This is a genomic window from Acidovorax sp. 210-6, from assembly GCF_010020825.1.
Lineage (GTDB): Bacteria > Pseudomonadota > Gammaproteobacteria > Burkholderiales > Burkholderiaceae_C > Simplicispira > Simplicispira sedimenti.
This window is the reverse complement of the sequence record NZ_JAACJE010000001.1, coordinates 2,009,174-2,030,727: the sequence shown is the minus strand read 5'-3', so window position 1 is coordinate 2,030,727 and position 21,554 is coordinate 2,009,174. Positions and strand designations below refer to the sequence as shown.

22 protein-coding genes, 1 pseudogene and 1 other annotated feature are annotated in these 21,554 nt (G+C 62.5%); of the genes and pseudogenes, 9 read left to right on the top strand and 14 right to left on the bottom strand.

Annotation, left to right across the window (positions count from 1 at the left end):
- Positions 1 to 55: 55 nt before the first annotated feature.
- The 4 genes from GWK50_RS09360 to GWK50_RS09345 all read left to right on the top strand — a co-directional run bounded on the left by GWK50_RS09360 (position 56) and on the right by GWK50_RS09345 (position 5,416).
- Positions 56 to 442, top strand: a complete 387-nt coding sequence (locus GWK50_RS09360) for a hypothetical protein (RefSeq protein ID WP_162016258.1) — start codon at positions 56 to 58, stop codon at positions 440 to 442.
- Positions 443 to 944: 502 nt separating this feature from the next.
- Positions 945 to 1,631 carry a heavy metal response regulator transcription factor gene (locus tag GWK50_RS09355; protein WP_162016257.1) on the top strand — a complete coding sequence of 229 codons (687 nt, stop codon included), beginning with the start codon at positions 945 to 947 and terminating at the stop codon, positions 1,629 to 1,631.
- Entirely contained in the window at positions 1,628 to 2,959 is a 1,332-nt protein-coding gene (locus GWK50_RS09350) for a heavy metal sensor histidine kinase (RefSeq protein WP_162016256.1), read from the top strand. Before GWK50_RS09355 ends, GWK50_RS09350 begins: the two co-directional genes overlap by 4 nt.
- 204 nt (positions 2,960 to 3,163) lie before the next feature.
- Positions 3,164 to 5,416, top strand: coding sequence for a cation-translocating P-type ATPase (locus GWK50_RS09345; RefSeq protein ID WP_242455469.1), 2,253 nt, complete (start codon positions 3,164 to 3,166; stop codon positions 5,414 to 5,416).
- A 113-nt stretch (positions 5,417 to 5,529) separates the two neighbouring features.
- Here the strand turns inward: GWK50_RS09345 and GWK50_RS09340 are convergent, their stop codons facing one another.
- On the bottom strand, positions 5,530 to 6,582 hold the full coding sequence (locus tag GWK50_RS09340) for a DMT family transporter (protein ID WP_162016254.1): 1,053 nt from the start codon (positions 6,580 to 6,582) through the stop codon (positions 5,530 to 5,532).
- 68 nt (positions 6,583 to 6,650) lie between these two features.
- Between GWK50_RS09340 and GWK50_RS09335 the strand changes: the two genes are divergently transcribed.
- A complete protein-coding gene (locus GWK50_RS09335; protein WP_162016253.1) occupies positions 6,651 to 7,490 on the top strand; it encodes a hypothetical protein in 840 nt (279 codons plus the stop codon).
- On the opposite strand, the gene GWK50_RS09330 is transcribed toward GWK50_RS09335, so the two are convergent.
- Together GWK50_RS09330 and GWK50_RS09325 are read right to left on the bottom strand one after the other, a co-directional pair.
- Positions 7,487 to 8,721 (bottom strand): IS3 family transposase gene (locus GWK50_RS09330; protein WP_162014894.1). Its coding sequence is split into 2 segments (ribosomal slippage): positions 7,487 to 8,433 and positions 8,433 to 8,721, totalling 1,236 coding nucleotides; the frame shifts between segments, so codons are not numbered across the junction. The genes GWK50_RS09335 and GWK50_RS09330 overlap by 4 nt on opposite strands.
- Positions 8,327 to 8,443: a sequence feature (AL1L pseudoknot), on the bottom strand. It overlaps the preceding gene by 117 nt.
- Complete coding sequence (locus GWK50_RS09325; protein ID WP_162016252.1) at positions 8,621 to 10,702, bottom strand: DUF4158 domain-containing protein; 2,082 nt, start codon at positions 10,700 to 10,702, stop codon at positions 8,621 to 8,623. Before GWK50_RS09325 ends, GWK50_RS09330 begins: the two co-directional genes overlap by 101 nt.
- 141 nt (positions 10,703 to 10,843) lie before the next feature.
- Here GWK50_RS09325 and bioB point away from each other — a divergent pair.
- Positions 10,844 to 11,752: pseudogene (gene bioB / locus GWK50_RS09320) on the top strand (biotin synthase BioB); the annotation flags it as partial.
- A gap of 79 nt (positions 11,753 to 11,831) precedes the next feature.
- Here the strand turns inward: bioB and GWK50_RS09315 are convergent.
- Genes GWK50_RS09315 through GWK50_RS09300 form a run of 4 tightly spaced genes read right to left on the bottom strand, consistent with a single transcriptional unit; the run spans position 11,832 to position 13,057 of the window.
- Positions 11,832 to 12,023 carry a DUF2892 domain-containing protein gene (locus GWK50_RS09315; protein WP_162016251.1) on the bottom strand — a complete coding sequence of 64 codons (192 nt, stop codon included), beginning with the start codon at positions 12,021 to 12,023 and terminating at the stop codon, positions 11,832 to 11,834.
- Between the two features lie 44 nt (positions 12,024 to 12,067).
- The gene (locus tag GWK50_RS09310) at positions 12,068 to 12,514 is read right to left on the bottom strand and encodes an OsmC family protein (protein WP_162016250.1); all 447 of its coding nucleotides are present in this window, start codon (positions 12,512 to 12,514) and stop codon (positions 12,068 to 12,070) included.
- 18 nt (positions 12,515 to 12,532) lie between these two features.
- Positions 12,533 to 12,829, bottom strand: coding sequence for a rhodanese-like domain-containing protein (locus GWK50_RS09305; RefSeq protein WP_162016249.1), 297 nt, complete (start codon positions 12,827 to 12,829; stop codon positions 12,533 to 12,535).
- An 18-nt stretch (positions 12,830 to 12,847) separates the two neighbouring features.
- Positions 12,848 to 13,057, bottom strand: a complete 210-nt coding sequence (locus GWK50_RS09300) for a DUF2892 domain-containing protein (protein WP_162016248.1) — start codon at positions 13,055 to 13,057, stop codon at positions 12,848 to 12,850.
- Between the two features lie 145 nt (positions 13,058 to 13,202).
- Here GWK50_RS09300 and GWK50_RS09295 point away from each other — a divergent pair, with 145 nt between their 5' ends.
- Complete coding sequence (locus tag GWK50_RS09295; RefSeq protein ID WP_162016247.1) at positions 13,203 to 13,541, top strand: metalloregulator ArsR/SmtB family transcription factor; 339 nt, start codon at positions 13,203 to 13,205, stop codon at positions 13,539 to 13,541.
- Positions 13,542 to 13,722: 181 nt separating this feature from the next.
- Positions 13,723 to 14,136 carry a lactoylglutathione lyase gene (gene gloA / locus GWK50_RS09290; protein ID WP_162016246.1) on the top strand — a complete coding sequence of 138 codons (414 nt, stop codon included), beginning with the start codon at positions 13,723 to 13,725 and terminating at the stop codon, positions 14,134 to 14,136.
- Positions 14,137 to 14,207: 71 nt separating this feature from the next.
- Here the strand turns inward: gloA and GWK50_RS09285 are convergent, their stop codons facing one another.
- The 7 genes from GWK50_RS09285 to GWK50_RS09255 all read right to left on the bottom strand — a co-directional run bounded on the left by GWK50_RS09285 (position 14,208) and on the right by GWK50_RS09255 (position 20,853).
- The gene (locus GWK50_RS09285) at positions 14,208 to 15,455 is read right to left on the bottom strand and encodes a hypothetical protein (protein ID WP_162016245.1); all 1,248 of its coding nucleotides are present in this window, start codon (positions 15,453 to 15,455) and stop codon (positions 14,208 to 14,210) included.
- 15 nt (positions 15,456 to 15,470) lie between these two features.
- The gene (locus tag GWK50_RS09280) at positions 15,471 to 16,382 is read right to left on the bottom strand and encodes a hypothetical protein (protein ID WP_242455336.1); all 912 of its coding nucleotides are present in this window, start codon (positions 16,380 to 16,382) and stop codon (positions 15,471 to 15,473) included.
- A 187-nt stretch (positions 16,383 to 16,569) separates the two neighbouring features.
- Positions 16,570 to 17,757 (bottom strand): GGDEF domain-containing protein, encoded by a 1,188-nt coding sequence (locus GWK50_RS09275; RefSeq protein WP_162016244.1) that lies wholly within the window; start codon positions 17,755 to 17,757, stop codon positions 16,570 to 16,572.
- 32 nt (positions 17,758 to 17,789) lie between these two features.
- Complete coding sequence (locus GWK50_RS09270; RefSeq protein ID WP_162016243.1) at positions 17,790 to 18,482, bottom strand: hypothetical protein; 693 nt, start codon at positions 18,480 to 18,482, stop codon at positions 17,790 to 17,792.
- Entirely contained in the window at positions 18,479 to 19,459 is a 981-nt protein-coding gene (locus GWK50_RS09265; protein WP_162016242.1) for an MlaD family protein, read from the bottom strand. Before GWK50_RS09265 ends, GWK50_RS09270 begins: the two co-directional genes overlap by 4 nt.
- Positions 19,460 to 19,494: 35 nt before the next feature.
- Positions 19,495 to 20,295, bottom strand: a complete 801-nt coding sequence (locus GWK50_RS09260; protein ID WP_162016241.1) for an ABC transporter permease — start codon at positions 20,293 to 20,295, stop codon at positions 19,495 to 19,497.
- Between the two features lie 93 nt (positions 20,296 to 20,388).
- The gene (locus GWK50_RS09255) at positions 20,389 to 20,853 is read right to left on the bottom strand and encodes a Cd(II)/Pb(II)-responsive transcriptional regulator (protein WP_162016240.1); all 465 of its coding nucleotides are present in this window, start codon (positions 20,851 to 20,853) and stop codon (positions 20,389 to 20,391) included.
- A 67-nt stretch (positions 20,854 to 20,920) separates the two neighbouring features.
- Between GWK50_RS09255 and GWK50_RS09250 the strand changes: the two genes are divergently transcribed.
- Positions 20,921 to 21,541, top strand: coding sequence for a cation transporter (locus tag GWK50_RS09250; RefSeq protein WP_162016239.1), 621 nt, complete (start codon positions 20,921 to 20,923; stop codon positions 21,539 to 21,541).
- Positions 21,542 to 21,554: the final 13 nt, after the last annotated feature.

Genomic DNA, 21,554 nt, shown 5'->3' with positions numbered 1-21,554 from the left:
GTACGACCATGGACCTGCGAATCTCCTGCATCAACCTCTTAACCAAGGACGTCTCATGAAAATCTCTCAGCTCTTGATTGCCCTGGCGCTTTCTGTTTCGGGCGCCGCCTTCGCTGCAGACAAGCACGCCGATGGCCACGAAATCAAGCCAATGCACGGTGGTGCCGTCACCGAAGCCAAGGACATCGACTACGAACTGGTGACTAAGCCCGACAAGCTGCAGCTTTACATGCGCGATCACGGCAAACCGCTGGATCTCGCCGGCATGTCCGCCAAGGTGACGCTGCTGTCGGGTGGCGACAAGCAGGATGTTCAGCTTCAACCGGTCGATGGAAAGCTGGAGGCAACAGGCAGCTTCAAGGTCGGCACAGGGACCAAAGCTGTTGTTGCGGTGTCCAAGGCCGGCAAAGCCGTAGCTTCCGTGCGTTTCGTATTGAAGTAACACCAAGCGCCAGTGTCCCTAGTCATTAACCATGGTCGCTTGGCGGTTGTCAGGCAGCGGTGATGGCTGGGCACTTGCCAGCTTCCCGACGTGATTGGGAGCCATAGCTACAGGAACGGCCCATGTCTCAGCGCATCCCTGCAGGAGATCTGTCTGCAAAGCTGACCTGGATATGGGTCGGTTTGCTGTTGTGCATCTTCGTTTTTTGGAAGCTGCGGCAGGTTTGGCTCAGGCACCACCAACCTCTGGACAAGGGGACGAAGTACACACGGCGTCTGAGCAGGCGGTTACGCGAGCGGCAGGCAGCGCGCTTGAAATCCAAGCCCCCGCGCAGTTCGGAGACGCGTGGTCGTGATTGAAGCCGGGGCCGCTGGCTCGCTATCTCAAGCCTGAGAGGGCGAACCTTAAGTCGCTCGCCGATCCACCCTTTCTCGATATCCATAGGCAAGGAAATGCAGAATTTGCAATCCATCAACCCGTCTGAGCCTTCGAAAGCACCTTTGTGAAGATCCTGCTCATTGAGGACGAGGTCAAGCTCTCGGCGTACCTGCGCAAGGGCCTGGGTGAAGCAGGCTACAGCGTTGATGTTGTTCACAACGGTGTCGATGGCCTGCACATGGCGCTTGAAGGATCGCACGATCTGGTGATCCTAGACGCCATGCTTCCCGGAATCGATGGTTTCACTGTGCTGACGGCATTGCGAAAGACCAAGCAAACGCCGGTGTTGATGCTGACGGCCCGGGTTAGCGTGGAAGACCGGGTGCTCGGGCTGCAGACAGGGGCCGACGATTACCTGGTCAAACCGTTCGCGTTCTCTGAACTCCTTGCCCGCATCCAGGTGCTGCTGCGACGAACGCACGGCGCCAAAGATGCCGGAGAGCCGACCTTGCTGGGGATTGCAGACCTCGAATTGGACTTGGTGCGGCGCACGGCGACGCGGGCGGAACAGAGGATTGATCTCACGGCCAAGGAGTTTCTGCTCCTGACATTGTTTCTGCGAAGAAAGGGCGAAGTGCTTTCGCGCACAGAGATCGCCGAGCAGGTCTGGGACATGAACTTCGATGGCGAGACCAACGTCGTGGAAGTCGCAGTCCGGCGCTTGCGAAGCAAGATGGATGCCCCCTTTGAACGAACATTGTTGCATACCGTCAGGGGTATGGGCTACATCCTGGAAGCGCGAAGCGAATGAGCGCCCAACGGCCCTGGTCGTTGCGACAGCGCCTTTCGTGGTGGCTGGCTGCGCAAAGCCTTGCCGGCCTCGGAGCCGTTTGTCTGGTGGTCTATATGGTGACAGCCATGAATCTGTCCGAGCGCCAACACGAGACACTGGCGCAGAAGGAAACTATCGTCCGGCACATGCTGGGCAGCGGGCAGCACAAGCAAGATGCGTCCGAAGAGCATTCGCTGAGCGACTTCCTTATTGGCCACGAGAACTTTCGGCTGATCGTTCGCATCAAGAACGGACAACAAGTGTTCCCTGTGGCCGGGCCAGCCACGGAATCCGCTAGGCTGGTTTCAAGGGTGTTTGAAGTGGCTCCTCAGGCCGAGGGAGACGATGCACTGCAAGTCACGTTGTCGATGGATGTGACCGATGATCTCCAGCATCTTCGGCGCCTCGCGCTGACCTTGGCGGTGGCCGCAATCGTGGGGGCCATTGTCGTTTCCTTAGGCGGTCTGTCTATCGTCCACATCGGGCTTGCGCCCGTGCGCCGACTGGCCAGTCAAGTGAAATCCCTGTCGGCGAACAACCTTCACCAGCGACTGGACAGTTCGGGCCAGCCTACTGAGTTGGCTCCTCTGGTGGAGCAGTTCAATGGACTGCTGGGCAGGCTCGATCAGTCCTACACCCAACTGGAGGGATTCAATGCAGATGTGGCCCATGAGCTTTGTACGCCACTGGCCACACTGCTCGCCAGCAATGAACTGGCACTGCGCCGTCCAGCCAGTTTCGATCTGCATGAAGTGTTGTCCTCCAATTTGGAAGAACTGCACCGCCTGACAGGGATTGTGAACGACATGTTGTTCCTGTCCCAGGCTGATCGAGGCGCTGTGGCGCGGCGCACGCACACGCCCAGCCTGGCTCTCGTCGTGCAGAAGGTGGCGGAATACCATGAAGCCGCGCTATCGGAGGCGGGGTTGGAACTCAGAATCTCAGGGGATGCATCGGGGGACTTTGATGAGCCATTGTTGAGACGCGCTCTATCAAACCTGATTGGCAACGCCACCCAGTATGCGCGGCGGGATACCGTAGTGCTCGTCAGCGTCGAGACTGTTTCTGCCGAGCGGGCGAGGGTCGTGGTTTCCAATGTCGGTCAGACCATCCCTCCTGAGGTCTTGGATCGCATCTTCGATCGTTTTTTTCGCGCTTCTGCTTCCCGATCCCACAGCCAGAAGAACCACGGGTTGGGTTTGGCCATCACGGCGGCGATCGCGCGCATGCATGGCGGCCACCCCACCGCCAGCAGCAGCGAGGGCGTTACGAGGATTGGTCTGGAATTGAATCGCACACCCAAGTAGAGCGGTCAATGCGGCCTTAGATAGCGGTGAAGCCCTAAATGCCCGAAACCTTACCGCCCGTACTGTTAGTCCGGCTTGACTTTGAAGCAACTTCAAGGTTTCCAATCGGCTCACCAAGGAGAATTGTTTATGAAACGCTGCTACGACGACGCATCGAACCCAGCGTCCCAGGACCAATGCTGCGGCCCAGCTGCGTCCACCGCAATCCAACTAGGTTCCTGCTGCGCCAGCGAGGATGCACATCCCTCGGATACTTGCTGCACCTCAACGTCGGTAGAAGCCGTTGTGCCTTCGCCAGCGGCTGAACGTGGTTCAAAAGGCACCATGTTTCGGATTGCTGCAATGGACTGCGCTTCCGAAGAGAGCGAGATTCGCCGCGCACTGGAACCCGTTTCTGGCATACGCGGCTTAGGATTTCAGCTCGGAGCTCGCACATTGACCATTGACGCACCCGATGAGGTGATTCCTCAAGCCGTGGCTGCCATTCGCAAAGCAGGGTTTGATCCACAGTCGGTGGCAACTGCTGCCTCGAATGATGTCCCTGGGCAGGAACACGTCGCCGAAGGGCTCGGACGTATGGGGTTGGCTTTGGGCTTCGCCATCACGGCTGAGGCCGTGGCGTTCTTTTCTGCGAATACGCTTGTCTTCAAGGGCTTGGGGATGGCCCTGGCGGCTTCCGCCATATGGCTGGCGGGTTTCTCCACCTATCGCAAGGGATTCGCGGCATTGCTGCAGGGGCGCTTGAACATCAATGCGTTGATGACTGTGGCCGTTACCGGCGCTTTCCTCATTGGCCAGTGGCCTGAGGCCGCAATGGTGATGGCCCTCTATGCCATCGCAGAGTTGATTGAAAGCCGTGCAGTAGACCGCGCACGCAATGCTATTAAAAGCCTGTTAGATCTCACGCCAGAGATGGCGGATGTGCGTCAGCCTGACGGTAGCTGGAAAACGGTGGCTGCCGTACAGGTTCCGCTCAACGCCATCGTCAGAGTAAAGCCCGGTGAACGTATGCCGCTAGACGGCACCGTGACCAGTGGCACCAGCGCAGTCAACCAGGCACCTGTCACAGGAGAGAGCATTCCAGTGGACAAGGCCCCGGGAGACCCGGTGTTCGCAGGCACCATCAACGAAACAGGGACCCTGGAGGTGAATGTAACGGCGGAGGCCAGCAACACCACGTTGGCCCGTATTGTCCACTCAGTGGAGCAGGCGCAGGGCTCACGCGCACCCACGCAGCAGTTCGTGGACCGGTTTGCCGCCATCTACACTCCGGCCGTGTTCGCGATGGCCGTCCTCGTGGCGATGCTCACCCCGGCTTTCATGGGTTTGACCTGGATGGAAGCGCTCTACAAAGCACTGGTGTTGCTGGTCATCGCTTGCCCGTGCGCATTGGTGATCGCAACGCCCGTCACCGTGGTCAGTGGCTTGGCGTCTGCGGCTCGACGTGGCATTCTTATCAAAGGCGGCGTGTACCTGGAGGATGCGCACAAGCTCAAGGCCATCGCACTCGACAAGACCGGAACGGTCACAGAGGGTAAACCCAAGCTGGTGGCCCAGCACGTGCTGTCCACGTCACTTTCCGAGGCCCAGATATTGGGCTGGGCGGCAGATCTGGCGGGACAGTCTGATCACCCTGTTTCCAAAGCTATCGCGCTAGGACTGCAGGCTGGTCGAGGCAGCGTAAGCGACTTCAAGGCACTCGCTGGCCGAGGAGTGGAGGCCCAATTGGAGGGCCAACGCCTCATTTTGGGTAACCACCGGCTCATTGAAGAGCGGGGACTCTGCACTCCGGCCGTTGAGGGCCAGTTGAAGGCACAAGAAGCCCAGGGCCGCACCGTCACGCTGCTGGCCAACACCAGCGAAGTGCTCGCCATCTTTGCCGTCGCCGACACCATCAAGGACAGTTCCCGTGAAGCCATCACTCAGATGCACGCGCTAGGTGTCGCCTCGGTCATGCTGACGGGGGACAATAAGTCCACTGCCGAGGCCATCGCCAGCCAAGCTGGCATCGACAAGGCCCAAGGGAATTTGCTGCCAGAGGACAAACTGGCAGCCATCGAGCAGATGCAAGCGCAGTACGGCCCCACCGCTATGACAGGCGACGGCATCAATGACGCTCCCGCACTGGCCCGAGCCAACATTGGAATTGCGATGGGTGCTGCGGGGACGGACACTGCCATGGAGGCCGCCGACATCGTCATCATGAACGACGATTTGCGCCGCATCCCGGAGGTGATACGGCTCTCCAAACGCACCCGTAGCATTCTTCTTCAGAACATCGCTTTGGCGTTGGGCATCAAGGCCGTGTTCCTGGTCCTCGCGATCCTCGGCAACGCGTCCATGTGGATGGCGGTTTTCGCCGACATGGGTGCCAGCCTCCTAGTGGTCGGTAATGGATTGAGGCTGCTGCGCGGTGCACGCGCTGACGCGGCCCAGCAATCGAATTCCGTCTGTTAACAAAGATGGACGGTATGGTTGAGGTGGCGGTGCCTACATGCGAGCCTTGGCGCGGGTGCTGACAAGTGAATCCGCCCATCGGACCCCGTATCGCCATCGCTGCCATAGAGGGTTCAGTGGACGTGCTGATGATGCACATCGGGTGCATGCGCGTGGGCATGCGTCATCGCCTCATGCACGTGTGAATGGCTGTGGCTGCCCTGTGGCATCGCGTCGTGGGTGTGCAAATGGTGTCCGTCATCGTGGCGGTGGGCGTGTTCATGTTCCAGCATTTCGTGCGTGTGCTCGTGCCCATGGCTCTCCGCCAGGTGCAGCGCCACGCCGACCAGCATGAGCGTCCCACCCAGCAGCATCAGCCATCCGGAGGAGCGTTCCCCGAAGCCGAAGGCCGCGGCAGCGCCAATGAAGGGCGCGAAGGCGAACACCGAGCCCGTGCGCGCCGCACCAAACGCCCGCTGGGCCAGAAGGTAAAAGCGCAGGCTCAGGCCGTAGCCCGTGGCTCCAACAGCGAGAAGTCCAAGTGCTGCGGATAACGAAGGCAAAGGCTCCCCAGTCGAAGCAGCCAATGCTGCCGTCGCTGTGGCTCCCAAGGTGGCCTTGGCCATCACCACCTGGCTGGGGTCGCGCTCAGCCAGCCCACGGGACAAGGTGTTGTCCACCCCCCAGGCGACGGTGGCCAGCAGCACGGCCAGCAGCCCCAGCAGCTGCACGCCTCCTTGCAGGCCCTGGTCCAGAACGAGAGCCATTCCTCCTGCGAGAAGCAAGAGCATGGCGACCCACACGCTGCGGCCCATGGTTTCGCTGTACAGCCACCATGCCAGCGTCGCGGTGAACAACGCCTCCAACGTGAGCATGAGCGATGCGCTGGCCCCGCTCGTGTGCTGCAGGCCCCAGGCCAGGGCTACCGGCCCCAGCGCCGCGCCAAAGCCAGCCATCGCCAGAAGGCGCGGAATGTCGGACCTTTGCACGCGCGCTTCATGCGCAGCAGTCCGCAGCGACAGTGCCCCGATCAGGGCCGCTCCTGCGTACAGGAGCGCCGCCGTGCTGAAGGCGCCCAATCCGGCGCCCAACTTTTGCACCAAAGGCGTGCTGATGCCGAACAGGGCTGCTGCCAGCAGTGCAAACAGGCCGCCGCGCAGGGCTGGAAGGTGCAAAGAGTCAATCATGGTGCGAGTGATTTCACCATGAAGTTCATGGCCTACCATTGGGTAGCGATTCATGGAGGGGCACAGCTATGGAAACCGAGGTGGGAGCGATAGCCGAGGGGCAGCAGATTCTCAGTGGCAATGACGTGATGGAGGCGCAGTTCAAGTTGCAAGCAGCGACCGAGAACGGCGAGCCCGCGCAGAAGCTGTATTTGAAGACGTTCCAACCCATCGACCGGGACATGCAGCTATGGCAAGCAAGACCCGAATCGGAGTGGCCCTTGCTGGCGACCATCCTGGCAAACAGGATCATCATGTATCCAATACATGCGAATCCACACACAAAGCGCTACCTGAAGCCAAAGCATGGTCGCTTCACGACCGTTATCTACGAAGACGGCGCCCGTAGCGATTTGCCAAGCGACCCGCAGGACGCGGCCGCTCACGTCGCATTGAGACTGGCATCGAGCATCTTTGATCTGCCTGGTGACGGGCTTGGCCTTATCAAAGATCTCGACACGGTTTGGCGGGCCCTGTCACTAGTACAGCAGGCAGACATTCTTGCCATTGGGAAAAAAACAGAAATGCGCCTGGATGGGCGCACGGTGTTTATCGACCAAAGTGAACTGGACAGCCTGCGCCGCGCCTTCAACCGGACCAAGACCCGTGGGCGAAGCCTGATCCAAAGGATCCAGCATGGCCTCGTTTATGACGACGTGCTCACGAGAATCAATCCCGAGAAATTCCAACGGATCGAGCGGGATGCTCCACCTTTGGTGCGGGTACGACGCGAAAGCGCCGCGCAGACCTCCAGTCGCGAGCGCGCGGAGCGTCGAGCCAATGTTCAGACGGTGCGAAAGCAGGTTGATGAGTTGGCTGCCGAGGCACCTGTGAACCGCCCCGGGTATCGAGGAGGCCGGTTGGTTTAAGTTGACACCTTTGTCGAGGTGTCGCTGGCGGCGAGTTGCCTCCAGTAGTTTGCCTCAGCTTCTGCCGGAGGGATGCCCCCAATCGGCGTGAGCAGTCGGACGTGGTTGAACCAGTGCACCCATTGCAGGGTGGCCAGTTCCACGGATTCCCTGGTCTTCCAAGGTCCCCGGCGGTGAATCAACTCGGCCTTGTACAGACCGTTGATGGTCTCGGCCAGCGCGTTGTCATAGCTGTCTCCCCTGCTGCCCACCGAAGGTTGTATGCCCGCCTGGTCCAAGCGTTCGGTGTAGCGGATGCTGACGTACTGACTGCCCCTGTCGGAATGGTGCGTCAAGACATGGGCCGCTGGCTGGCGTTCGTACAGAGCCTGCTCCAGGGCATCGAGCACGAAGTCCGTCTGCATGCTGCGACTGACGCGCCAGCCCACGATGCGCCGAGCGTACACATCCACCACAAAGGCCACATACAACCAGCCTTGCCAGGTGGAGACATAGGTGAAGTCCGACACCCATAGCTCGTTGGGACGGCTGGCATGGAAGTGCCGGTTGACGTGGTCCAGCGGGCACGGGGCCGAGGTATCCGGCGTGGTGGTGCGCACCGCCCTGCCACGGCGTGCCCCTTGCAAGCCCATGGCACGCATCAGACGCTCGACCGTGCAGCGCGCCACCACGATGCCCTCGCGGTTCATCTGCAGCCAGACCTTGTCGGCTCCGTAGACCTGCCAGTTGGCGTGCCACACGCGCTGAATGTCGGCCTTCAAACCCTCGTCACGCTGGGCGCGTGCACTGCGCAGTTGCGCGTTGCGTTGCCGGGCTGCGTGGCGCCAGTAACACGACGGGGCCATCTGCAGCGCCCGGCAGATGGGCTCGACCCCGTAGTCATCACGGTGGCGGTCGATGTAGGCCTTCACGACTTGAGTCGGCGGTCGAGCTCCGCCTGCGCGAAAAACGCGCTGGCCGTCTTCAGGATGTCGTTGGCCCGGCGCAATTCTTTGACCTCACGCTCCAGTTCCTTGATGCGCTGCGCATCCGAGGTGGTGGTGCCGGGGCGCTGGCCGCTGTCGACCTCGGCCTTCTTGACCCAGTCGTTCAAGGTCTGTGGCACGCAGCCAATCTTGGGGGCAATCGATTCAATCGCTGCCCACAGCGACGGGTAGTCGGCTCGGTGCTCCTGCACCATGCGCACGGCGCGCTCGCGCACTTCCGGGGAGAACTTCGGTGACTTGTTCATAGCTCCATCTTCTCAAGTGTTGGAGCCTCCTCAAAACCCGGGGCGGTTCATCCCTCAGGCGACCGCTGGCTTCTGTCGCACGCATCGCCATAGTGATATGAGACACCTGCAAGCCAGGGATCATCGCGCACACGCCTTTCGCATTGTTTTCCGTTCCATGTGCGTATAGGGCGCCGTAGACGGCCTTCAGCTCACCGACATCTTTGGCCATGCGGCCGAGCAGGGCTTGGCTGAAACCAGTCTTGGCATCGATCTCGACCAGCATGTTGCCAAACTGGGCATTGCCGATCATGTTGAACATGCTTTCGCGTGTCTTCGTGACCTGAGGCTCGACTTCCAAGGCCTGGATCGGGGCAATGTGAATGTGCCCCTGGCTGTCGATGGTCAAATTGCCCTCTTCAACGGCTTGTGCAAGTTGACAGATGCCTGCGTTGACCCGTTCCAACACGCGTTTCAAGAACTTCTCAGGATTGTCGGTAAGGCTCAGCGCACGAATCAAGGACTTGTGCTTGTCCGCCCATTGCTCCTTGGGTATCAGTTGGTCGGCGCGGCTGCGATGGCGGCTGCTGTGTTCCAGCCACAGCTTCCCGCCTTTGATCGCCTTGCGCAAGGAAGTCGCTGCACTAGCTTTGAGCGCTGCAAGAGCGATCTTGCGATCAGGGGCCTCCAGCAGTGAATGCCACCCCGGATCCGCAACCGACACGTCAAATCCTTCGGGAAGGCTGGTGATGCCGCGCCTGGCCAAATCGCGCAGCGTCTTCAGCTGCTTGAGCGCCTTGTCCGTTTCCTCACCTTTGACCTCCAGAATCCCGAGGGAATTGAGTAGGGCCGAGACACGCGGCGCCTGTTCTTTCACCAGCGTTTCTCGAACGAATTGAGCCCGAGTCCCGGCAAAGTTGTCCTCGGATTGAGGAACTAGGTCGCGCATCGCCTCAACGATCTGCGTGTCGGTCAACTTCGTGTCGTAAAGAATGTCCTTTAGCCTGACGCGCTCAGCACGCAGATCCACAGAACTTTCGGCCTGCTTCTTCAGCACCTTGCCTGATGCCTTGCGATAGAGATCTGTGAGGCATCGCGCACCCATATCCGCAGCCATGTCCGTGTAGTCCAACAGGGCGACATGCAAAAAGGCAACCATGCGCAGATCGCGTTCATCCTCAGAAAGCACCTTCGTCGCGGACGGAGGGCGGTTGATCACCTCCTGGCTGTACGCTCTGAGACGATTCAATGGGATCGCCGACAACTTCCACTTGTGGACCTGCAGTGACTTGAGGCACTCGATCTTCTTGGTAACCTCGCTCAGCGTGAGTTGCCCATGCTTTCCCGCAGGCATACGCAGCCACTCCAGCACGGTGTGGCCGCCAGGTCCAGATCGCTTTGAAAACGCGTGAGAAAGCGCCGACTGCACTTGCCTGGGTGGCACACCAGTACGAATTGCTGTGATGGCGGAGCGCTCTTGGTCGGCAAAGGCTGCGCGTGCCATGTCGCGCAGCGTCCTGTCTCCAGGCAGCACAATTCGACGATCAAAGAGCCAATGTTCTGCTTGGTGAACCAAGTCATCCACCGATACCGCTGATGCAGAAAGCTCTCCGAGAGCATCGGCTAGAAGCGATTTGGTAGTGTCATCTACAACCGCAAAGCCGACCCGTTCCCGAGCCCAGAGTTGGTGCGCGTAGCGCGTGTCCCTGTCCTTGTACAGGGAGGTCACTGATGCGATATCCGTCGCGTGCATGCCAAGCGCGGAGGTCAGGCACCGCAGCAGGACAGGCGGGAGACCAGAGAAAGCATCGGGATGCCGCCCCGTAGCACGGAGCATCACGAGTTGAACCGCCGCACCAAGGCGAGCGGTCCCTCTGAAGCGGGGTGGACGCAATTCCTCAATGTCCTCAGCACTCAGCCCAAAGCACTCCTCGACTTCCCGCTTGGACAGCGATCTTGGTAGGGTCCCGGACCCAACGAAACGCAGGTAATGGCTAGGCAAGCTGGTCCTCCCATGGCCAGCGCAGCGGCGAGCCTGCCGAAGTCTACGGAATCGCCCCTAAAAGTTCCAGACGGGAAGAGGAAATGCGGGTTAACCCTAGGCGCCTAACCAGGCTCGCTGCACGGAAAGTGAGATCACCCCCCCGAGGGCGACATCGAACTGGCCACGCTGTTGTCCGTCAAGACCGGCGGCTGCCCCGAAAACTGTGGCTATTGCCCGCAGTCCGCCGAGTTCGACACCGGCGTCAAAGCCCAAAAAATGCTGGAGGTGGACGAGGTGCTGCAGGCCGCGCAGGCCGCCAAGCAGGCGGGCGCCACCCGTTTTTGCATGGGCGCCGCCTGGCGCGCCCCCAAGGACCGGGACATCGACAAAGTGGCCGGCCTGATTTCTGCCGTCAAAGGTCTGGGGCTGGAAACCTGCGCCACGCTGGGCATGTTGCAGCCGGACCAGGCCCTGGCCCTCAAGGCCGCCGGGCTGGACTACTACAACCACAACCTGGACACCGCGCCAGAGTACTACCAGGACGTGGTCAGCACGCGCCAATACCAGGAGCGGCTGGACACCTTGCAGAACGTACGCGACGCCGGCCTGCGCGTGTGCTGCGGCGGCATTGTGGGCATGGGTGAGGCGCCGGTGCACCGCGCCGGGCTGATTGCGCAACTGGCCAACCTGAACCCCTACCCGGATTCGGTGCCCATCAACAACCTGGTGCGCGTGCCCGGCACACCGCTGGCCGAGAGCGAGCCGATCGACCCGCTGGACTTTGTGCGCATGATTGCCGTGGCCCGCATCACCATGCCCAAAGCACGCGTGCGCCTGTCGGCCGGGCGCCAGCAACTGGGCGAGGCGGTGCAGGCGCTGTGCTTTCTGGCCGGGGCCAACTCGATTTTTTACGGCGACAAGCTGCTCGTCACCGGCAACCCGGACGCCAACGCCGACCTGCAACTGCTGCGCAAGCTGGGCCTGCGCAGCCGCCAGACGCAGGAGGAGGGCGCTGCGCCTGCCGCCAATGCAGCGCAGGGATGCGGCTGCGGTTGTACTTGCGGCTGAGAATTGCTATAAAAAAAATAGCTTGTAGCGCCCGTGGATAGAGCGCTACAAGCCATTTTTACCAAGAGAAGTACGTGTTTTACTTTTTCATCGGACAGGTGTTGATGCCCAGCAACGTATAGGCCGGGCAAAAGCCGAACAGGCCCGTGGCCAGCGGCACCACACCGATCCAGCCCCAAACGCCCACCGTGCCTGTGGCGGCCAGGCCGATCAGCACCAAACCGGCGACGATGCGCAGGATGCGGTCCAGAGATCCAGCATTGTGTTTCATATGGTTTTCCTTTCTGGTTGAAGTATGGAGATTGCCTGGCAGGGTCACTTGAGGCGCTTGCCGGTACTGTCAAACACTTGCATTTCAATGGAAACGCCCTGGCCCACGCTCTGGGTCACCGTGCAATAGGCCTCAAACTGGTCAAGCACGCGGTCCAGGTGCTCCAGGCTAGAGGCGGGTACGCCCAGGTGCAGGGCGGCGGTCATCTTGAGCACGCGCAGGCGCTTTTGCTCGTTGCGGCCGATCTCGGCGTCCACGGTGCAGTGCAATGGTTCGGGCGTCTGCTTGAACTTGCGCAGGGCAAACAGCAGCGAATCGGACAGGCAGTTGCCCACGGCAGCCGCCAGCAGCTGCACGGGGGAGGGGCCCTGCCCCGAGCCCAGTGGCGTGGGCTCGTCGGCCAGCAGGGGTGGAATCCCCTCACCAAAATCGACCTGGAACTGGTAGTCCTGCTGTTGACGCAGGGTGATGCGGACGTTGCTCTCGCTCATGGCTATCCTTTGGAGGTATCAGTTGCGTTGAATGGCACGCCCCATCTGCATGGCCACCATGCCCACGGAGCCTCCGTTGCGTGCGCCGGTGTAGCCCATTTGCTGTAGCCACACCATGGCCATCTGCGAGCGGGCTCCGGACAGGCAGTACAGCAGCACCTCGGCAGTCGGGTCTGGCAAAGCCTTGGGTGCGTCAATCTGCAGTCGATCCAGGGGCAAGTTCAATGCTCCTTCGACATGGCCAGAAGCAAACTCTCCGGGTGAACGAACGTCCACCAGGATGGGGGCGGCGTCAGTGCCGGTCTCGGAACCCATGTCCGAAGCCATCGGCAATCAGCAGCCCGGCTGGATGCCCAGCTTGCGCAAGATGTTTTCCAGCATGCACCACTTGGTGAACCCGCTTTGCAGCAGGTTGGCGCCTACAAAGGCGGTGAACGCCAGCCACCATTGGCTCATGAACAGCGGACTGCCTGGAATACCCAGGGCCAGGGACAGCAGGATGAAGGTACCCGCCAACAGGCGGACCACTTGCCAGGAAGTCATTGCAATCTCCTTCGCGATGCGTTGCAGAACATTTGTTGACTGAATTATTTAGCCAAACAGCTAATTAGTCAAACGATGTATCATGGCAACCCTGTGACAGCGATGTCTGCGGGTGCCTTTCAGCGCCCGCACTAGGAATATTCCGATGAAAAACCTCCCGCCAGAAGCCCTGCAGCAGGTCGCCGCTTACTTCCAGACGTTGGCAGAGCCCACGCGCCTGCGCATCCTCAACCTTTTGCGTGAAGGCGAACGCAATGTCGGTGAACTGGCCCAACTCTGCGGCTACACGGCAGCCAACATCTCCCGACATTTGTCCCTGATGACCCAGCAAGGCCTGGTACGCCGTGAGAGCCGTGGCACCAGCGTGTACTACAGCATTGCTGATGAATCGGTCTACGCGTTGTGCGATTTGGTCTGTGGGAGCATTGCGCGCCAGTACGAGCGTGCCACCAAGACGCAGCACGCCATCTTTTCGAGGGAATGAGGGGCAGCGTGGTTGGATCAGGCCTGGCGACGACGGAAAACCCAGATCTCCTTGTTTTTACTATTTAACATAATATACATCGTATCTAGTCATTGAAGTGATCCAGGACCAACGGCACAGGCTGCGTCGTGGATCACCACAGCGCCCAACCATACATTGCATCCCACGGCACAATGGGCCTATGAGAATCCTGCACACCATGTTGCGCGTTGGCAATCTCCAGCGCTCCATCGACTTCTACACCCAGGTGCTCGGCATGCAGTTGTTGCGCCAGTCCGAGAACCCTGAATACAAATATTCGCTTGCGTTCCTGGGTTTTGACGGCGGCAACCCCGGCCAGGCAGAGATCGAGCTGACCTACAACTGGGGCGTAGAGAGCTATGACATGGGCTCCGCGTATGGCCACATCGCCATTGGGGTACCCGACGCCTATGCCGCCTGCGAGCGCATCCGTGCTGCCGGGGGCAACATCACGCGCGAACCGGGGCCGGTCAAGGGCGGCAGCACGGTGATCGCCTTTGTGACCGACCCGGACGGCTACAAGATCGAGTTGATCCAGCGGCAGCACAGTGAAACCGGTGCAGGCTTGCGCTGACCATGGTGCCAAGCCAAACATTTGCTATCTATTTAATAGCATCTGACGCTTGATTTGCGGGCGCCAGAGCACTATTTGGCTTCAATTGACCGGCGTGTGAGCGCATCCACCTCGCGGCGGGCCGCTTCGGCGTCGCGGGCATATTCGGCCAGGTAGCGATCGCGCTCTTCGCTGCTCCATTCATCGGACGAAAAGCGCGCGAGCGGATAGCTGACACTCTGGTGCACCAAACCGGCCCAGCGCGGCATCAGCGCGCGGTCGGGAAAACGGTCGGGGATCAGCAGAAAGCCCTCCACGTCGCGCAAGCGCAGCGGAAAGGCGGGTGCCTTGTCACGTATCAGTGCGCCAAACACCTGCAAACGCATTTCCTGCTCACCAGAGCCCAACTCCTGGTTGAACTGCACCAGGGCAAATGGCTTGCCTTGCGCATCGTCCACGCGGCCGCTGACCACATATCGACCTGCCGTGCGCACCTGCGCCTTGAGGTAAAAGTGGAGCGAACCGCCCTCCACCGCCTCCCGCACCCCGAGCCAAGTGGCGGGCACAGCGGGTGCGTACACCACGTCGAAATGCGCCACCCCTTGTCGCCCCTGCGCAGCCACCTGGGCCAGGATGCGGATGGTGCCGTCGTACTGACCAAAGCCTTGCTGTGCAGGGCTGAGCAAGGCGCTATGCACGCCGTCGCCTGCCAGCGCATCGGCACCGGTGCCGTTGTCAGCAAAGGCCAGGTCGGTTTGGATCAGCGGCACCGGCGTGCGCGTGTCCGGGACCGACTGGGCTGCTGCGCCGCGCACGATCAGCGGCAGGCGCTGGCCTTCTTCGTTCAGGGCCTCGATGGAAAAACGGGCCACGTCGGTACCGCTGAGGAAGACCCGATCCTGGGTGGTGCGTAGCCGCACGCCCTTGACGACATCGCCCTTGGCATCGCGCAAAGGGGTTTCTTCCGTCACCGGATCGAAAGGGCGCACCTGGTCGGGGTGATCCGCCAGGGGACGCGACTCGTGCGGGTAGCGTGTGGCGTCGCGGTAGCTGGCATACACCTGCTCCGCGCGCTCGTAGCGGGCTTGCCACAAGCGCAGTTTTTCGGCCTGGGCCTGTTGCCCTGCAGCACTCAGGGGAGCCTGCGCGCCGGGCGTGGGCGGGCCCGACGCATCAGCCTGTCCCGGCGTGGCGAGGGTTGAAGCCATGGCGGACGAGGGCGCTGCGCTGGCGGCAGCCCCTGCCCCGCCCGCCGAGGCCCCGTCGGCCGCCAACCACCACCATGCCCCACCTACGGCAGCGGCGGCCAGGCCCGCCGCAATCCATGCCCGCGATGCCACCGGGTGTCCGCAGGGTCAGCGGGCGTTGGCGGCCATGTCGGCGCGCACCTTGGAGACCACCCCGCCCCAGTTGCCCCGGGTGTAGTGGTCGAGGGACTCGCTGTCGTCCCGGAACTGGACGCTGTGGTAAGCCCATTTCGCGCGCCCACCCTCGTTCGCCGCTGTGCCCAGGGTCAGATCGTTGCAAAACCAGTCCGAGGGGTTGCAGAAGCCAGCGCCACCGCTGCCCGACACACCGCCGGCCGAGTGGTAGGCCACGGCCTCATCGTCCTGTCCCGGCAGGATGCCCGAGTAGAGCGTGCCCTTGGCGCCCGCATACATGTAGAACCACTTGGCGCGGGTCTGGTTGTGGTCGTACATGGCGCGTGCGGTGGCCGTCTTGAGGTCGGACGTGAGCGGGTCCGACACCGCCCAACTGCCTACGTTGGCCAGCTCGCTGCCCCCGGCGGCCCCGGCAGCCACGTTGACCCACTTGATGTTCCAGCCCGTTTGGGTGCTGCCATCGGTGTTGCCGCACACGCCCGAGGCATTGGGCGTGGCGTTCTTCTTGTAACGGGCCGATCCCCCGTAGAGCGACAGCGCATAGCCGATCTGCAGGTTGCCTGCACTGTGCGCGGCGATGTAGCACCAGTTCTGCCCGGTGCAGTAGCAGTCCAGGGCGTCGCGGATGCGGTAGTTCTGGTCGGCAATGCGGTTGTAGCCGTCCCAGTTGACCGACTTTTTGTTGACTCCCGCCTCGGTGCTGGCAGGGCCCCAGTACGTGAAGTCGGCATGGTTGCCCGGCTGGCCGCCTCCGGTGCGGCCATTGATCCAGAGCGAATAGTTGGTGGCATATACCCCTGTGGCCAGCGCCCCCAGCAGTGCCACAGCGCCCATCGCCCAGCGGCGCGGACGGATTCGAGAAATGTTCAGGCCCAAAGTACGCATCAGGATTCCCTCTCGTCGTGGTGATTGGTCTGCCATCCCTGCCACTGGGATGCACAACCGCGCCCTGGGGATGGTGATGCAGGTCAAAAACGAACGGTCGTGCGCGAAAAAGTATCCAGATATTGCGAGCGCTTGCGCATTGGCATTAACCCTGCTGTCCGACGCAGCCCACAGCCAGGGCTGGCGGTCATCCGCCCGCCGCGGTGCGGGGGTCGGCCGCGCAAACGCGGTTGCGCCCTTGCTGTTTGGCCTGGTACAAGGCCTGGTCCGCAGCGCGCAGGGCCGCGTCCCACTGGGCTGCGTTGTGCACCGCAGTGCATACCAGACCCACGCTGATGCTCACGACCCCTGCGGTGGGCGAGGCCACATGCGGCAAACCCAGCGCCTGCACGGCTTGGCACATGCGCTGGGCCAGGGCCATGGCATGGTCGGCGTCCACGTCGTACCACAGCACCACAAACTCCTCGCCGCCATAGCGGGCGCAAGCGTCCAGCGGTCTGCGGGCATGCTCGGCAATCACATGGGCCACCGACTGCAAGGCCACGTCACCGGCCGCATGGCCGTAATGGTCGTTGTAGTGCTTGAAGTGGTCCACATCCACCATGGCGATGCCGATGCTGCGCCCATCCCGCAGGGCCTCGCGCCATATGCCTGTTGCCCTGGTACTGAAGGCGCGGCGGTTGAGCAGTCCGGTGACGAAATCACGCTCGGCGAGCTTGTGCATTTGCACCATGGAGCAAAAATTCTGACGTACTGCTTGCTCCAGAAAATGGTTTCCAAAGCATCCAATCAGGTTGGCAGTGGCCAGAAAAAACGCGTTGTACAACAGTGTGTCGCCATTCAGGCCGACGTGAAGCTCCATGGCCACATAGGCCAGGAACACCAGCCACCCGCAGAGGGAGGCAGCCACAAAGCGCAGCCCGGTCAAAAAATAGGAAAAGAAGGTGGCCAGGATGATGCCTTCATAAGGCAAGCCGAAGGCGTGCACCCGAGCGACCCAGATGATGCCCACGATCCCCAGTCCGCTCGCCAGCGCCGAAGCACTGACCAGCCATTGCAGCCATTCACGCAGGCTGCGCACGTACAAGGCAACCCAGGTCAGCGCGAGCACCGGCACGATGCCGCCCAGCCGCAAGCCAAGCACGCCGTCGCGCACCAACGGCGGCAGGCTCAAGGCATCCAGCATTGCGAAGGCCAGGAACAGCGCCAGAGCCACCGGCAGCGACTTTCGCATGCGGGGCAGAAACTCTGCCAGGTGGTAGCGGCGAAAGTCGGCTTCCAGCGCCGCATCGGCAAAGCGCAGACGCAACCACCCTGCCCGCGCAAAAGCCCCTGTCGATGCGCGGGCGCCGTTCGCTGGCTCAGGGCTGACCATGGCAAGTGTGGGCGTGGTGTGGAGGGCCGTCTTCAGGGCGCAGCGCCCTGCTCCACCAAATCCATGCGGCGCCGAATGCGGGCGGTGACATCGGGTTGACCGCCCTGCTCTGCCCACTGCCGCTGCACCCCCAGCCAGGCCAGCAAGGGCCTGCGCCAGCCCTGCTGCGACGCGGTGTCCACGGCTGCCTGCACCACCGCTGGCGATGCCTGGGACCGGCGCAGCAACACCCCGGCCGCCACCAGGCGCGCCAGCGGGTCAGAAAGCTGCAGGACGTGGGCAGCGGCCGCAGCGTCCGTGGTGGCAAGGGCCAGGGCCTGCTGTGCGGGTGGCAACAACGCGGCCTGCATGGGGTCCAGCGTCTGGCCAGCCAGATAGGCGGCGTAGGCCAGCTCTGGCCCGGCAGCATCGGTGCGCAGGGCCTCGAAGCGAGGGCAGTCCCAGGGCATGGCGCTGGCAGTTTGTGCGGCACATTGCAGCAGCTCCAACCGTGCCATGCGTGAGGGTTGGCCAGTGCGGGCAATGGCTTGGCGGGCGTGCTGCCATTCCAGTGTCGCCACCCGTTGGTTCCCGCTGAGGTAGGCCTCCAGCGCACGCTGCGATGCGCCATGCGAATCCATTTGCCACGCGGGTGCTGGGGGCTGGCTGGAGCATGCTGCCAGCAGCAGACACAGGGTGGCAGCGGCGGCTGTGCGCCTCGTCCAGGGGATGGCGTTCGCAGTCATGGCAGCGTGATTTCCGTATCGCGGGCAAACGGCCATTTGCGCTGGATGTCGCCCACCAGTTGGTCGATCTTGCGCAGGTTGGACTCCACCTCGGCACGCAGCGCCCCCAGATCGGCCGTGCCCTCGCGCACATTGGCGCCGACGGCCTGGGCCTCGGCCAGCACGGCGTCCACCTTCTTCAGCGTGGCGCGGGTGTCGGCCAGCAAGCCACCCAGCTGCGCGACGCTGGCCTGCACCTGGGGCATCAGGCCCCCAGGACCGTACAGCTGGGTGTCGGTCTTGGCGGCCAGGCCGTCGATGCGGGTGAGCAAGGCGTTGGTGCGGTCGAGCGCCGCCAGCACCTTGCCTGCATCCTGCGCATTGCCCATGAGCACCTGCAATGCGCCGCCAGGGGCATTGAGCCGCTCGGTCAGCGTGCGCACCTGGGCCAGGCTGCTGGCCAGGGCGGCGTCCTGTGCGGTCAGCGCATTGAGGTTGCCCAGCAGTTCACGTGCACTGGCCATGAGCTGCGGGATCTCCGACGTGGCATCGCCGCGCAGCACCGGGCGCACGGCCCCATCGGGCAGTGGGTCGTCGTTGAGCAGGCCCGAATACGCGCGAATGGCCGTGCCCCCCACCATGCCGCGCACCAGGGTGAACACGCTGGAGACACGCAGCCAGTGCGCGTCCTTGCGCGCCACATCGATAACGATGCGTGCATTGCCTTCGTCGGCCAATTCAATGCGGCGCACCCGGCCGATGGGAAAGCCAGAAAACGTCATGTCCATGCCCACCACCACGCCCTCGGAGTCGTCGGCAACCAGCACCAGGGTCTGGGTGGGCTCAAAGGCGCCGCGCGCATACAGCAGGTACATCACCGAGCCGACGATGAGTGCCAGCGTGAACAGCAGCAGCGCGGCGGCCTTGAGTTCGAGGTGTGCGACCGGGCGCAGCGCTTCGGGCGCAGGCGGGGGTGGGGACGGTGGGGTGGCGTTCATACCTTCTCAGTCGGTGGGGTGGCGTTCATACCTTCTCAGTAGTAGTTGCCCACGAGCGAGGCCACTTCGATCAGCAGCAGCACCGCAAACATGCGCGCCAGGCCGCCCAACTCGCTTTGCTGCGACAGGGCTTCGCCTTCATCGTACAGGGCAGAGGCCAGAGGGATCACCGCCACGGCCAGGCTGGACAGCAGCGTCTTGATGCCAAAAACCAGTGTCACCGCAGGCGAAAACACCTGGCCGAACATGCGTGTATAGCTGGGCAAGCCCGCCAGATTGAAACCGTACACCCCCAGGTAGGCCATGACCAGGGCCACCACGCAGGACAGTGCCGCCAGCGTGATGCAGGCAAACACCCCAGCAGCCACGCGCGGCAACAGTTCGGCGCGCACCGGGTCGGCACCGGCGCGGCGCAGAGCGTCCAGATGGCCCGCATGGCGCAATTGGGCCAGCGCCGCGCCGCTTGGAATGGTGCAGCGCAAGGCAACAAACAGCGCCGCCGTCAGCGGGATGAGCTCCAGCACCAGCACGCGGATGACCATCTCCAGCGCATAGGCGGTGAGCCCATAGCTCAGCGCCGTGACCACCACAATGCGTGTGAGCACCAGGCTCAGCAGCGCGGCCAGCACCGTAAAGCCCGGCAGGATGGGGGCTGTTTCCAGATAGATGCGCTGCATCAGGCTGCGCCGTGCTGGGTGGGCGTAGGTCGATGGCGACAGTGCCAGCACCAGCACCACCGCTCCCAAATACACCATGCGCCCCCAGGCCAGCACACGGCGCTGCAGAGCCATCCACAGGCGGGCATGCAGGGCTGGCGGTGCAAGGCGGTGCAGCATGGGGAGGATGATAGCGGGCGACAGAATATCTGAATGAAATATGGCTCTAGCGCTTATTCAACAAGCGCAATCAGCTATCAATATAGTAGCAAATCAAACATGCCGCAAGGGGCCACCAGGCCGTGGAGACTCGCCACCGGGTTGGGCATCTGCCTGGGCATGCAGCGCTTCGATGATGCGGCAGTGCGCGCCTGTGCCGTCGCAGCCGTTGCGCAGATCCAGCAGACTGCGCTCCAGCGCCTGCAGCTCCTGCAGGCGTTCGCGCACATGCTGTAGGTGGGCGTCGATGGTGGTGCAGGCGGCATCGCAGTCGGCCTTGGAGCGCAGGTCCAGCGACAGCAGCGAGCGCACTTCGTCCAGCGACATGTCCATGGCCCGGCACAGGCGGATGAAGCGCAGACGGTGCACATCGGCATCGCTGTAGAGCCGGTAGCTGTTGTCGGCGCGCACACCGGCGGGCAGCAGGCCTTCCTTCTCGTAGTAGCGGATGTTGGCCGCCGTCACGCCCGAGCGGCGGGCTGCGTCGCCGATACGATGGTGGGGGGTTGGCGCAGACATGCTTGACCTTGAAGTGGCTTGAGGGTTTCCAATCATGCCATCGATCGCTTGTTCTGGAGAAACCCCTATGTCCGCCCATTGCCATGGCGGCTGCTGCAGCAGCCCACCCCCCAGCGCCGATCCGCGCTACCGCCGGATTCTGTGGATTGCGCTGCTCGTCAACGCTGCTATGTTTGTTGTGGAGCTGGGGGCTGGCGTGCAGTCGGGCTCGGCGGCGCTGTTGGCTGACGCCATCGACTTTGCGGGCGATGCGGCCAACTACGGCGTGTCGCTGTGGGTACTGGCCATGGCCACCGCCTGGCGCGCGCGCGCAGCATTGCTCAAGGGCGCGAGCATGCTGGCCTTTGGCGTGTTCGTGATTGCGCGCGTGACCTGGGGTGCGCTGCAGGGCGTGCCGCCCGAGCCCATCACCATGGGTGCCATCGGCCTGCTGGCCCTGGCGGCCAACCTGGGCGTGGCCGTGCTGCTGTACGCCTGGCGCGAGGGTGACGCCAACATGCGCAGCGTCTGGCTGTGTACGCGCAACGACGCCCTGGGCAACCTGGCCGTGCTGGCGGCCGCGCTGGGTGTGTTTGGCACCGGCGCCGCCTGGCCCGACCTGGCGGTGGCAGCCATCATGGCGAGCCTGGCCATCAGTGGCGGCATCAGCGTGATCCGGCAGGCGCTGGGGGAATTGCACGCGGGGTAGGCTGCCGACATCG